This window comes from uncultured Sphingobacterium sp. (assembly GCF_964277905.1).
GTDB lineage: Bacteria > Bacteroidota > Bacteroidia > Sphingobacteriales > Sphingobacteriaceae > Sphingobacterium > Sphingobacterium siyangense.
In genome coordinates this window covers 1-11672 of sequence record NZ_CAXYKD010000020.1, presented here as the reverse complement: position 1 = coordinate 11672, position 11672 = coordinate 1, and the positions used below count along the sequence as shown (strand labels likewise).

The window sequence follows — 11672 nt, the reverse complement described above, 5'->3', positions numbered from 1 at the left end:
CTCCTCCCTTTTGTAATAAAATCTGAATCAAATGCTTGTTTGGGTACTAATACGCTGCTGTAAAGCGTTTATTGAGGAATTGTTTGTTCTCAATTTCGTCTGCTATTGCTACAGCAAGATCCTCTACTGATAATCTAGAACGACCTTCCTGATCAAATACAGGAGCATCAAGGCCTGTGCGGTATTTTCCGGTACGTGTTCCACCAGCATGGGAATTCATTTCTATAGCGGGACTAAACATGGTCCAGGTAAGTTGATCTTCTTTCTGGATGGTATTCAGATAATCTGCTGCAGCGAATGCCCCAGGTTTAATTTCTTTGGGAAAATCCGGTGAATCGACCAGTCTATTTCCATCAATCAATAAACTTCCAGCACCACCAATAACAATGAAACGATTGATACCGGCATCTTTAACAGCCTGTTGGATGGCCAATGCACCTTTTGTAAAATCCTCATAAAGATTAGGGTTGGTCCATCCGGCATTGAAAGCCGAAACAACAACATCAACACCTTTTAGGGCAGAAACCAATTGATTATTATCATTGATATCTACTTGGAGTTTGGTTACTTTTTCACTCGATGGAATATTTTCGATGTGGCGGGCGATAGCGACTATGTCATAGTTGCGGTCTACCAATTCTTTTACGAGATGAGATCCTACGTATCCTGTGGATCCAATTACTGCTACTTTCATGCTTCCTTTAATTAAATGTTTTGCTAAAATCAGCCAGGGTTATCTTTTCCAAACGCTGTACAATATCAGTGTCGACTTCCTGATACAGGTCCTGGAGTTTGGAGTTGATATTTTTGCCAACAACACATGCCGGATTGGGACTGTTAAATTTCCCGCCGAAATCGGTTTGCTTGGTGCTGATATAAATATCAGCCAAGGTAATCGTTGGATTCTCGGGATTTATGCGAATACCGCCGCCCTTACCTTCTTTACTCGTTAGTAAAGATGCTGTTTTGAGAGATGCAATTTCTTTGCGAACCACGCTTGCATTGACTTGGATGCTTGACGCAATATATTCAGAAGAAAGCCATTGATTTGACTCTTCTAACTGTGCCAGAACCATAATGTGTAATGCTGTTGCGAACCTCAAGTTGTGTAACATCCTTTGCTGATTTTTCTAAAATTATAACACAAAGTAACAGAAAAGGTTTTAAACTGAAATAAAAACTATTACAGTTTAAAACCTTCTGACAATCACGTGATAAAAGTATTTGTTTTTTATTTTTTCTCGTTAAATTTTTTATAGCTATCCATGATATAGACTTTCAGAGTCTCTTGGCTGCTGTTTTGAATAAATTTATAGGAAGGTCTAAATCTTTCCTTAAACAGGGCTAGATCCGAACCATTGAGCGGAGTCAATTCTTTGATCAGATTTTCGGTGAATTTTCGATCAACTGCTCTTTTCTCACGTTCATCGACTAAGAGTTTATAATTTGAACGTGCTTGTTTTCCTTCTTTGCTAAATATACGGCTTGGAGAAATTCGCACTCCGCCGCGGTTTTGACTTGCGTCGGAATACTTTCCTAAAGTCTTCTCGCGCTGGATTTCAGCAGCAAGTCTACTGTCTGTCATCCTTTCTACGACAACTTCACTAAGTTCGATAACATTATTCATTCTGTTCAAATAGATTCTGCGTAAGCTGGTATCATAAATGAAAACAGTATCTTGTTCATATCCCACAGCCTTGATTAACAAGAGGTCGTTAACATTGGCGTCAATTGCAAAGGAGCCATCTCTATTGGTCTGTACTTCAGCCTTGGTTCTTAAATTTTGAATTTGTGCAGCCTCAATTTTCTCACCGCTGACAAGTTCCATAATAATCCCCTTGGTTTTTTCCTGTGCAACAAGATGTCCACTCATTAGTGTAATAAGTAAGCAGCTTAGAATCGTTTGTAAGATTTTCATGTGAATAAATATAGTTATGTATTTTCAATCTATGAATGAACAGGGTATTTGCCGTTTTGTTTACGCCGTACATTCATGATCGTTCTCTAGCCAAAAATAACGAATAGATTTTGAAAATCTGCTAATTTGCTTTCCACGAATTATTGTCTGGGTTCTTGTCCGGCATGACCATGTCAGGATCTAACTGTACAGATTGCAGTGGCTCTGTGGTCGGAATTTTAAATTGCCATACGTCGTTTCTTTCCCAGATTTCCACTGGTAGTTTTTTTCGAATCTTCTTGCCCGATACGGTTGTAGCTTCAACAATAACTGGCATCGGTAATTTTTCGAGGTTTTCTACGGTGACAAGTGCGCCAAATTTTGGCTCGTTGTTGACATAAGATACCGATTTTATACCTTGGTCCATTTGCCAGTTGTTGACAAACCACCCGCGCCAGAACCAGTTTAGGTTTTCTCCAGCACCATTTTCAATAGCTTTGAAGAAATCCTCCGGAGTAGGGTGTTTGTAAGCCCATTCTTGGATATATTTTTTAAAGGCGTAATCGAAACGCTCAGGACCGATGATTTCGTTTCGCAATAATTTCAGTCCATAAGCTGGCTTATAGTAGACCAAAGCACCAATATTACGTTCTTTCATGTTTTGCGGGGTACTCATGATCGGTTCAAGATTACGGGCAGTAAAGATGTACGATCTGCTCGCCTGATTACGGTAATATTCGCCATTGTTGAATTCTTTTGTTGCGAGTTCGTTAATAAATGTATTGAACCCTTCATCCATCCAGCCATGTTCACGTTCGTTGGATGCTACAATCATTGGGAACCAATTGTGACCAAACTCGTGGTTGGTAACACCCCAAAGTGAGCCTGCTTTGGCCTGATTGCCACAGAACGACAAGGCTGGATATTCCATTCCACCGACATTGGAGGCTACATTGACCGCTACAGGGTAAGGATACTCAAACCAGCTTTTTGAATAGATTTCAATTGCAGCTTTCGTGTATTCCGTCGAGCGTTCCCAGGCATTGTTACTGTTACTTTCAATTGGATAGGCTGACAAAGCGAGGGATTTTTTTCCACTCGGTAGATTGATCTTCGCGCCATCTAATATAAATGCCGTAGAGGATGCCCAAGCAATGTCTTGCGCATTATTAAGTTGATATTTCCAGGTTAAGGTTTTCTTGTCAGGCCTAGAGTTTTTTGCGTTAACTTCTTCGGCGGAGCGGATGATCACGGTTTCGTCGCTGCGTTGTGCCTGTTGATATCGCTTGAGTTGTTCAGCTGTAAATACTTCCTGTGGGTTTAACAATTCGCCACCCAATACAACCATGTGGTTTGCCGGGGTAGTGATCTCAACCTGGTAATTTCCGAATTCACGATAGAACTCTCCCGGTCCTGTATAAGGAAGGGTATTCCAACCTCTAATGTCGTCATAGACACACAGTCTCGGGAACCATTGTGCAATGGCATAGATTTTTCCGTTTTTTGTGTCAAGTATACCTGTACGGTCCGCACCATATTTAGGAACGGTGTATTGGTATTTAATCTTAAAAGTTATTTTGCCGCCCTTGCTTTTTAATGCAGCAGGAAGTCGAAGTTGCATACGGGTATCGTCAATAATATGTTCGATGGTATTCCCGTTTACATCCGTAACAGATTGTATCTGATATCCACCATCAAAAGTTGAGTTACCATCACCATAACGGCTGTTGGTCAAGGGGGAAATCAATTGACCACGGCCATGTTGTGAAAACATATTTTGATCTAATTGTAACCACAGATAGTTCATATTGTCAGGACTATTGTTGCTATAGGTAATCTCGACAGATCCTGTAATTTGATCATTTTGATCGTTCAGGGAAGCTTGAATTTTATAGTCGGCTGCATTTTGCCAGTAGGCAGGGCCCGGTTTTCCTGCTGCGGAACGATATTCATTGCCATTATTTTTAAAAAACAAGGGTGCAAAGGCCTCTGTATAGCTGTAATTGGATGTTTTCTCCTGTGCAAAGGCCGGATAAGCATAGCTCAACGCAACAAGGCTTAAAGAAGCCAGTGCAATTCTTTTCATCATACGTCTACTTAAATTATGTTTATTTGCTCCAATATACAATGAAAAGTACATTGAGCCAAAAAAAACGCAAACGACGTTTTATAATAAAAGGGATAGAAAGGGACCTTAAAGGTTTATTTTGGATAATTGGAGGCTTTTTAGAACCTCCATTCCTGGAAGCTTTGTGGAACTATTTTAAATTTGTTACGTACTCTGCTTCATTAAAACCGAGTAATACACCTTTATTGTGTTCAATAACAGGACGTTTAATCATACTTGTATTTTCCTGAAGTACTTTATTGGCACTATCACTGTCAATGAGTTGCTCTTGAGTTTCCGGAGATAACTTTTTCCATGTAGTTCCCTTTTTATTCACTAGAGCTTGCCAGTCTACCTGTTTTTCCCATTCTTTTAATTTATCCACACTGACGCCCTCTTTTTTGAAGTCATGAAATTGAAAGGGAACATTATTGTCTTCCAACCATGTAAGTGCTTTTTTTACTGTGTTACAATTTTTGATACCGTATACCTGTAGCATAATAGTGACAATTTGGTGAATCCAAATTTAATCAATCCCGATACAATTTTTAAAATAATTCATATTTCTATGGTGTATTATCTGTGATTTAAGGATAATTGTGGATATTTTGTTGTCAATGCCATTGAAAAAAGGAGCAACCGGAAGTTCCTATTCAATTGAACAGTCAGGGTTTTATGATTTGTTAACATTCTATATCCCATGTGAAATGATAGTGTATTTAGTACACTATAAAAATTAGGAAGTAATAATAATTTTTAATAATTTAGTAGCTTCAAGTTTAATGAAAGATTAAAATAAATCAATAACAGAAATATGAGCCTAAAAGATTTTAAAGGTGTATTGACAGGAGATCAAGTACAAGAGTTGTTTGAGGTTGCGAAGAAACATAAGTTTGCTTTGCCTGCGGTAAACATTATCGGAACAAACTCTATCAATGCGGTTATGGAAACTGCGAAAGCAGTAAATTCTCCTGTAATTATTCAATTGTCAAATGGTGGAGCGCAATTCTACGCTGGTAAAACCTTGAACAACGATAATTTACAAGCTTGCGTATTGGGAGCGGTATCTGCAGCACAACATGTTCATTTATTAGCTGAGCATTATGGTGTAGCAGTTATTCTGCATACAGATCACGCAGCTAAGAAACTTTTACCTTGGATCGACGGTTTGTTGGACGCTGGCGAGAAATTCTTTGCGCAACACGGAAAACCATTGTTCTCTTCTCACATGTTGGATTTATCGGAAGAGCCAATTGAAGAAAATATTGAAATTTCAGCTAAATACTTAGCGCGTATGAAACCACTTGGTATGACTGTGGAGATCGAGCTGGGTGTTACAGGTGGTGAAGAAGACGGTGTTGACAACTCGGATGTAGATAGCTCAAAACTGTATACCCAACCAGAAGAGGTTGCCTATGCTTTTGAAGAATTGTCTAAAGTATCTGACAAATTTACAGTGGCAGCTGCATTTGGTAATGTTCATGGTGTTTACAAACCAGGTAATGTGAAATTGCAACCAGTTATATTACATAATTCACAAGAATATATTCGTGAGAAATATAATCTTACTGCTGAAAAGCCAGTAAACTTCGTATTCCACGGTGGTTCTGGTTCTTCTCCGGAAGAAATTGCAGAAGCGATTTCATACGGTGCGATCAAAATGAACATTGATACGGATATGCAATGGGCGTTTTGGGATGGTGTAAGAGCTTATGAAGCGAAAAACCATGATTATTTGCAAGGTCAGATCGGTAATCCAGAAGGAGCTGATTCTCCAAATAAAAAATATTACGATCCACGCGTTTGGTTACGTAAAGGTGAAGAAACTTTTGTTGCTCGTCTGAAAGAAGCGTTCGCTGATTTGAATGCGGTAGACGTTAATAGCAAACTATAAGCATAGGTTGAAAAAATAGATCATAAAGGCGCCCTTAGATAGGGCGCCTTTTTTATGTCAAAATAGGTTAAAAATATTGTTCTTAATAGGAATTGGCTTATTTTTTGACGAACAACAATAAAAAGTCAAATAAATATGAAATTTTTAGGAGTCAGTGTAATTCTTTTATTAATTGCCCAAATGGGGTTTGGGCAGGTGAAGCAAAATGTTGGCGATTTTTCTTCGGTTGTAGCGACGGACAAGATTCAGGTGGAGCTGATTAAATCCGACGAGTCCTTGGTGACGTTTGAAGGACAGAACCATGAGAATGTTAAGGTAGTCAACACAAATGGATCCTTGGTTTTGAAAATGAATACGTTGAATATGCTGCAAGGGGGGAATATCTCTGTGAAGGTATATTACAAGAGTTTGAACAATGTGGAGGCAAAAAAAGGAGCCAAGGTATTTGCAACTACAAATAATCCAGTTGCTGCTGACCACTTAAAAGTATATGCTTCAGAAGGGGGCTTGGTCGATCTCTATACAGCGGTAAAAACAGCTGAAATTAAAGTGACCTCAGGGGCTACAATCGCTTTGTATGGAAAGGCAAATAAACAGGAGATCATTTCAAACTTTGGCGGCAAATATGAAGGAAAAGATTTTAAGACGAGTATCACGACGGTCACTGTGAATGGTGGTGGTAAAGCAGATGTTTATGTTACTGATTCCATCGAAACCAAAACACGTGGGGGCGGCGTCATTGATGTCTATGGAAAACCAGAACAACGCGTAGAAAAGAAAATGGCCGGAGGAACAGTCAACTTTAAATAAGTAAACTGTCTTGGATTTGTCAATTTTAGTGCGAGTTCATTTTAGTTGATTTTATAGAAAAGAGTGGAAATTTGAGGGAATAGATGAAATAAAAAGGGTTTAGCTTGATTGGGGTAATGATTGTTGTTTAACCTTTTTATTAAAAAGGTCAGTTATTTTGTTTTTCTCATCAGAAACCTTCTTCATTTGTGCTTAAAATACTTATTTTTGTGAGGGAATAATAAAAATAGTATTATGGCAAAGCGTAATTATGTTTCAAATTCTACGGAATCTACGCGCATGTTCAAGAATGACTTTTTAGAGTCTTTGACGAAAGTGCATTGGAGTGTACCTTTGATTTTCTATGTACCCGTGGTTGTTTTCTTTTCGTATAAAGCGCTAGTTTGGGGAGAGATTTCCTTTTTAACATACATTGGGTATTTTATTTTTGGTTTAGCTTTTTGGACTGCTTTTGAATATGCGTTACATCGTTGGGTGTTTCATTTTCATCCGACATCGGAATGGGGAAAGCGAATCGCTTTTATTTTCCATGGTGTGCATCATGATTACCCAAGAGACCGTATGCGTTTGGTGATGCCGTTGTCAGCGAGTATTCCACTAGCTCTTTTGGTGTATCTTGGTTTTACATTGTTTTTTTCGAATGAGTTTATCTTAGCCTGTTTTTTCTCAGGTTTTATGGTGGGGTATTTGATCTATGACGAATGTCATTATGCGATGCACCATGCTAATTTTAAAAGCGGTATTTTCAAACGGATCAAGCAGCACCATATGTTGCACCATTATTCTGATCCAGAAAAAGGTTTTGGAGTGAGTTCTTCCTTATGGGATGAAATTTTACGCTCAGGTTTCGAAGAAAAGGAACCCAAAAAAGATTCTACTTCCTTAAAGGAAGAAAAAGCATAAATTGAATCACATCAACTAAAAAAGCCCTGGAAGTTTCCAAGGGCTTTTTTTATGGATTAATTTTTCTTTTTATTTAACAATACCATCAAGTAGTCTTTGTAGGCTAACTTTAGATCAATGGTTTCTTGTTGGGGTTGGCGTGCAGATATTCCAGTTTGAACTGAAACATTTGGGCCATTTTTTGCGCACGCCATTTGGCTTCTTCGGCCTTTTGTCCACTGTATAGGCCATCTACTGTTGCTTCGAATAATTTGAGCCATTGACCAAAATGTTGCGCATCAATGGGTAAATCAATATGAGGTGGAAAGGGGCTGCCAAAATAACGATGTTCATCCAGTAGGATAGTCTGCCAGAAACTATACATCTTCTCAAGATGCATTGCCCAATTGTCTTGGATTCTTTCTTTAAAAATAGGTCCGAGCAAAGTATCGTTACGTATCGTCGTATAAAATTGATCTACTAATACTTTAATGTCATCGAGTGTTTGAATATCTTGTTTCATCGGCGTATGATCTAAGCTCATGAATAAAGACCTATAGCTGGATCAAAAGCTTCTTCATGATGTTTATCTAGCTTAAATGTAGTGACATTTATGGAGATTCGCATCACTTGGATGTAAAGATGTCTCGTTGAAATATTGTAATTCTCTTTTATTGTCAGTAAATTGACTTAATACTAAGGGAAAAACATATGGGAAAATACGTTCTTTTAATCCTATTATCGATGGGATTTTATGCTGTTGAGGCGCAGGTTACAACAATTTCGATCAATAAGGAAAATTTTCAATCTTCTGGTTTTCCATTTAAGGGGAAGCGTGTGTTACAAGTGGAACGCATTCAAACTCCAAAAGAAGATAATTATATAGTGTTTTCAAAAGAAGAACGGGGTGCTGACCCCGACAAACTTTATGTACAACAATTTCAGCAGATCGAAGGAATGTGGCAGCTTGTGGCTGATGAATTGATATCCGAAGAAGGGATCGTTACTTCGATTTGGGAATCTCGAAAGGCATTTTTTGATGCCGATAAGGATGGTAAATTGGATGCATTATTTATCTATTCAAGGCATCCCAAGGATGACCTAAAAAAGCAGCTTAGCTGTATTGGTCTAGTGCTTTATAAAAATAAGTTTTATCGTCTCCGTGCGGAGGAAGCAGATGGTTATAGTCAAACAACGTTTTCAGACAATTACGCGTCCCTACCGGTTGAGGTAAAAGAAAATGTGGAACGTTATTGGAACAATCTGGATAAAAGATAATTTACCGTACTGGGCTGGAATCTACCGAAAGATCGATCATACGACCTTTCGGTAAACTTGTTATTGTCTATTTTATCAGATAGAAATCATTCCCATGTTTTTTTGATGACATTAATTGATTTTACCTATTAAAGGCTCGTTCAATAGGTTGTTTCAATGCATGGATAGGACATCGCTCAAATCAATGCTACTGGAGTACAGTGAGCAATTGCTTTTCTTCTTCGATTTGTGTTTTACTGATCACATAACGTGCAATATGCTGGCCCTTCAATTGATCGATCGTCTGAATAACGTCTTTTGTGCGCGCTTCTTTGCTAGGCTTAATCAATACAATCATGTCCTTTGTATCGTGCATAGCGCTTATCTTAGCTTTTAACTGTGCAATAACGCCTGAGAGCCCATTCTCGATATCTACCGGTACTTTTGAAGAGCTGATCGGTTTTTTGAAATCCCCATGATACCACATGAATTTTCCTTCGCCTAGAATGAGGGTCGCGGTGCGGTTTTCATCAATAAGAACCGAACTTTCTACATCTGATTTACTTTTGTCTGGCATAGCGATATCCATTGCAGATGGTTTATTTAATGTTGTGGTCAACATAAAGAATGTAATGAGAAGAAATGCGAGGTCTACCATGGCTGTTAAATCTACTTTAGGAGCCATTTTTTTACTTCTTATTTTTTTCTTTCCCGTTTCTTGCGTTTTTTGGTTTAATTCTGCCATGATCGTCATTTTTAGGTTAACACGTTGTTGTTACTCACTATTATGATGTCAGAGAAGAATGTATTCCACAGTATTTTTTTAAAAACTACGGTTTTTCTCAAGTACTTTCTGTGTTTTTTTTCTTAATTGTTGATAATCAGTTTTTTATGTTATGTTTTAGTTTGTTCGTTGTTGATCCGATTTGATCAATTCTCTTGTCATTTTGTCCTTTCAATCAATTTAGGGTGCTTGCTAGGTTGTCGAAGTTTTTCTAGTGGTGTGCAAAAAAGCCCTTCAATGCTGAAAGGCTTTTCTTGCGGAGTGGTGGGTAAGTTACTTAGCAACCGCCTTGGTTAGGGATGCGTTTATAAATTATTTTGTTATCTCTTTGTACATAGTCGCCCGCTACTATTGGATACGAATACTTAGGCGCGAACATGACACTACGCCCCCTTATCGTTATTTTGTCGTTTACTTTCAGACTTTTCAATTGTTGAAATTCATTAGAATTTTCCAGACCAAAACTTAGAATATAGTCTTCACGATTAATCCTAACCATTACTCCGAAACCTAACTGTGCACCTAGTGGAAGGTAAAGAGAAGTTACAACCGCCTCTATGTCGGTAGAATTCTTTATTTGATTCTTTATTTTCGCAGCATTGTCAAGTACTTTTATACCTTCGGAAGATTCTTTCCATTTTTTGAATTTTATACCATTGGGGCTCGCTTCCCATTTATTTCTTTCGGCGGTCATTTCAGTAGGAGTGCGCGAATTCGGCGCCGTTTTGTTTAAGGTTTCATTTTTGATTTCGCGATTGGCAAAGGCCAAGCCGCTTCCTATAGCGAGCGGTAAAACCAATACGTAGATAATTTTTTTCATATTTTTAAAAGTTTAATGAACATTAGATTTATCCCAGTAAATTAGATCCGTTCAAGCTTTTTTTCTCGTATCTGTTTTAGAGTGATGTAACAAAATTACTTTGATGATACTTATATAGAGGGATTTAGATTGTAAATAGTGATGTAATCTTTGTAAATAAATTGTAAATCGTATGTCTAAAAGCCGAAATATTTTCTCAGGGAACCGCAAGTACTTGTATGGCGGCATAATACTCTTGTTTATTGCTATGGCCTTTGTTGCTTTTGATATGATTGGCACAGACAATTTTGATAGCGCTAGGAGAGAAGTTTTGCTAAGGAAGATAGGAGATGAACTGCTTACGCAGTCGGGAGACAGTAGATCAAGGGTACTTCCGGTAGAAAAGATTCAAGAAAATGAATATCAGATCAGGTTTGAGAATGAAATCACCTTTAAACCAGACTCACTGGTGAGTACTATTCAGCGCCTGTTGGTCAATGATCCTCTTGGCCGTGATTATGTCGTTAATGTGCTCAACTGTAGCAATTCGAGTGTAGCTTATGGATATGCTATTTCCCATAATAAAAAAGATGATATTATTGCTTGTAGAGGTAGAGTGCAACCTCAAGGATGTTACATGATCAATATTAAATTTAAACCGAGCGGGATAATTACAGCAGCGAATAGCTATTTTCTTGGTATTCTGTTGTTTTTAGCATTTGCTGGATTCATTTTTTGGAAATCGGATCGGAGGCGAAGCATTGTGTTAGACGATCAAAATAACAGTATTTTAACCTTTGGGGCCGTTTTGTTTAATCCGCAGGAGCGAGAAATGGTCATTAATGAAAACACCATAGATCTCACTGGAACGGAAACCCGTCTGCTGCATATTTTCGCTTTGTCTCCTAACCAGACGATAGCGCGAACCCGGCTGCAAAAAGAGATTTGGGAAGATGAGGGGATTATTGTTGGGCGCAGTTTAGATATGTTTATATCAAAACTTAGGAAAAAACTGGAGTTTGATCCGAATATCAAAATTACGGTTATACGTGGTAAAGGATATAAACTTGAGGTAAGTTCTTAAGACAGAGTAAGGCGATAAATTGGGCTAAAATGCAAAAAGCCTTTCATTTCTGAAAGGCTTTTTCTGCGGAGAGTGAGGGATTCGAACCCCCGAACCTGTGACAGTTAACGGTTTTCAAGACCGCCGCATTCGACCACTCTGCCAACTCTCCGCGACAA

Annotated in this window: 13 protein-coding genes and 1 tRNA gene; 5 read left to right on the top strand and 9 right to left on the bottom strand. The window is 38.3% G+C overall.

Annotation, left to right across the window (positions count from 1 at the left end; translation table 11 throughout):
* Positions 1-46: 46 nt before the first annotated feature.
* The 5 genes from ACHWSC_RS08690 to ACHWSC_RS08670 all read right to left on the bottom strand — a co-directional run bounded on the left by ACHWSC_RS08690 (position 47) and on the right by ACHWSC_RS08670 (position 4503).
* A complete protein-coding gene (locus ACHWSC_RS08690; RefSeq protein WP_394676482.1) occupies positions 47-694 on the bottom strand; it encodes an NAD(P)-dependent oxidoreductase in 648 nt (215 codons plus the stop codon).
* 7 nt (positions 695-701) lie between these two features.
* Complete coding sequence (locus ACHWSC_RS08685; RefSeq protein ID WP_088162831.1) at positions 702-1115, bottom strand: Rrf2 family transcriptional regulator; 414 nt, start codon at positions 1113-1115, stop codon at positions 702-704.
* Positions 1116-1231: 116 nt separating this feature from the next.
* Positions 1232-1918, bottom strand: coding sequence for a carboxypeptidase-like regulatory domain-containing protein (locus tag ACHWSC_RS08680; RefSeq protein ID WP_075994047.1), 687 nt, complete (start codon positions 1916-1918; stop codon positions 1232-1234).
* A gap of 121 nt (positions 1919-2039) precedes the next feature.
* On the bottom strand, positions 2040-3986 hold the full coding sequence (locus ACHWSC_RS08675) for a M1 family metallopeptidase (RefSeq protein ID WP_227550236.1): 1947 nt from the start codon (positions 3984-3986) through the stop codon (positions 2040-2042).
* Positions 3987-4155: 169 nt separating this feature from the next.
* Positions 4156-4503 (bottom strand): ArsC family reductase, encoded by a 348-nt coding sequence (locus ACHWSC_RS08670; RefSeq protein ID WP_394676481.1) that lies wholly within the window; start codon positions 4501-4503, stop codon positions 4156-4158.
* 315 nt (positions 4504-4818) lie between these two features.
* On the opposite strand from ACHWSC_RS08670, the gene fbaA reads away from it, so the two are divergent.
* The 3 genes from fbaA (at position 4819) to ACHWSC_RS08655 (ending at position 7611) form a co-directional block, all read left to right on the top strand.
* The gene (fbaA, locus tag ACHWSC_RS08665; protein ID WP_046672381.1) at positions 4819-5898 is read left to right on the top strand and encodes a class II fructose-bisphosphate aldolase; all 1080 of its coding nucleotides are present in this window, start codon (positions 4819-4821) and stop codon (positions 5896-5898) included.
* A gap of 135 nt (positions 5899-6033) precedes the next feature.
* Positions 6034-6708: a head GIN domain-containing protein gene (locus ACHWSC_RS08660; RefSeq protein WP_088162828.1), complete on the top strand. Its 675-nt coding sequence runs from the start codon at positions 6034-6036 to the stop codon at positions 6706-6708.
* A gap of 234 nt (positions 6709-6942) precedes the next feature.
* On the top strand, positions 6943-7611 hold the full coding sequence (locus ACHWSC_RS08655; RefSeq protein ID WP_236582760.1) for a sterol desaturase family protein: 669 nt from the start codon (positions 6943-6945) through the stop codon (positions 7609-7611).
* A 109-nt stretch (positions 7612-7720) separates the two neighbouring features.
* On the opposite strand, the gene ACHWSC_RS08650 is transcribed toward ACHWSC_RS08655, so the two are convergent.
* Positions 7721-8113, bottom strand: coding sequence for a group III truncated hemoglobin (locus ACHWSC_RS08650; protein WP_394676480.1), 393 nt, complete (start codon positions 8111-8113; stop codon positions 7721-7723).
* 188 nt (positions 8114-8301) lie between these two features.
* Here ACHWSC_RS08650 and ACHWSC_RS08645 point away from each other — a divergent pair, with 188 nt between their 5' ends.
* Positions 8302-8868, top strand: a complete 567-nt coding sequence (locus ACHWSC_RS08645; protein ID WP_394676479.1) for a hypothetical protein — start codon at positions 8302-8304, stop codon at positions 8866-8868.
* 187 nt (positions 8869-9055) lie between these two features.
* On the opposite strand, the gene ACHWSC_RS08640 is transcribed toward ACHWSC_RS08645, so the two are convergent.
* Together ACHWSC_RS08640 and ACHWSC_RS08635 are read right to left on the bottom strand one after the other, a co-directional pair.
* The gene (locus tag ACHWSC_RS08640) at positions 9056-9592 is read right to left on the bottom strand and encodes an ExbD/TolR family protein (RefSeq protein ID WP_394676478.1); all 537 of its coding nucleotides are present in this window, start codon (positions 9590-9592) and stop codon (positions 9056-9058) included.
* A gap of 316 nt (positions 9593-9908) precedes the next feature.
* Positions 9909-10451 (bottom strand): hypothetical protein, encoded by a 543-nt coding sequence (locus ACHWSC_RS08635; RefSeq protein ID WP_394676477.1) that lies wholly within the window; start codon positions 10449-10451, stop codon positions 9909-9911.
* A gap of 172 nt (positions 10452-10623) precedes the next feature.
* On the opposite strand from ACHWSC_RS08635, the gene ACHWSC_RS08630 reads away from it, so the two are divergent.
* A complete protein-coding gene (locus ACHWSC_RS08630; RefSeq protein ID WP_394676476.1) occupies positions 10624-11514 on the top strand; it encodes a winged helix-turn-helix domain-containing protein in 891 nt (296 codons plus the stop codon).
* A gap of 66 nt (positions 11515-11580) precedes the next feature.
* Here the strand turns inward: ACHWSC_RS08630 and ACHWSC_RS08625 are convergent.
* Positions 11581-11665: transfer RNA gene (locus ACHWSC_RS08625), tRNA-Ser, on the bottom strand.
* Positions 11666-11672: the final 7 nt, after the last annotated feature.

Bases quoted from the DNA above. Each gene is read 5' to 3' on its own strand.
- ACHWSC_RS08690 (WP_394676482.1), bottom strand. From the start codon at position 694: ATGAAAGTAGCAGTAATTGGATCCACAGGATACGTAGGATCTCATCTC.
- ACHWSC_RS08685 (WP_088162831.1), bottom strand. From the start codon at position 1,115: ATGTTACACAACTTGAGGTTCGCAACAGCATTACACATTATGGTTCTG.
- ACHWSC_RS08680 (WP_075994047.1), bottom strand. From the start codon at position 1,918: ATGAAAATCTTACAAACGATTCTAAGCTGCTTACTTATTACACTAATG.
- ACHWSC_RS08675 (WP_227550236.1), bottom strand. From the start codon at position 3,986: ATGATGAAAAGAATTGCACTGGCTTCTTTAAGCCTTGTTGCGTTGAGC.
- ACHWSC_RS08670 (WP_394676481.1), bottom strand. From the start codon at position 4,503: ATGCTACAGGTATACGGTATCAAAAATTGTAACACAGTAAAAAAAGCA.
- fbaA (WP_046672381.1), top strand. From the start codon at position 4,819: ATGAGCCTAAAAGATTTTAAAGGTGTATTGACAGGAGATCAAGTACAA.
- ACHWSC_RS08660 (WP_088162828.1), top strand. From the start codon at position 6,034: ATGAAATTTTTAGGAGTCAGTGTAATTCTTTTATTAATTGCCCAAATG.
- ACHWSC_RS08655 (WP_236582760.1), top strand. From the start codon at position 6,943: ATGGCAAAGCGTAATTATGTTTCAAATTCTACGGAATCTACGCGCATG.
- ACHWSC_RS08650 (WP_394676480.1), bottom strand. From the start codon at position 8,113: ATGAAACAAGATATTCAAACACTCGATGACATTAAAGTATTAGTAGAT.
- ACHWSC_RS08645 (WP_394676479.1), top strand. From the start codon at position 8,302: ATGGGAAAATACGTTCTTTTAATCCTATTATCGATGGGATTTTATGCT.
- ACHWSC_RS08640 (WP_394676478.1), bottom strand. From the start codon at position 9,592: ATGGCAGAATTAAACCAAAAAACGCAAGAAACGGGAAAGAAAAAAATA.
- ACHWSC_RS08635 (WP_394676477.1), bottom strand. From the start codon at position 10,451: ATGAAAAAAATTATCTACGTATTGGTTTTACCGCTCGCTATAGGAAGC.
- ACHWSC_RS08630 (WP_394676476.1), top strand. From the start codon at position 10,624: ATGTCTAAAAGCCGAAATATTTTCTCAGGGAACCGCAAGTACTTGTAT.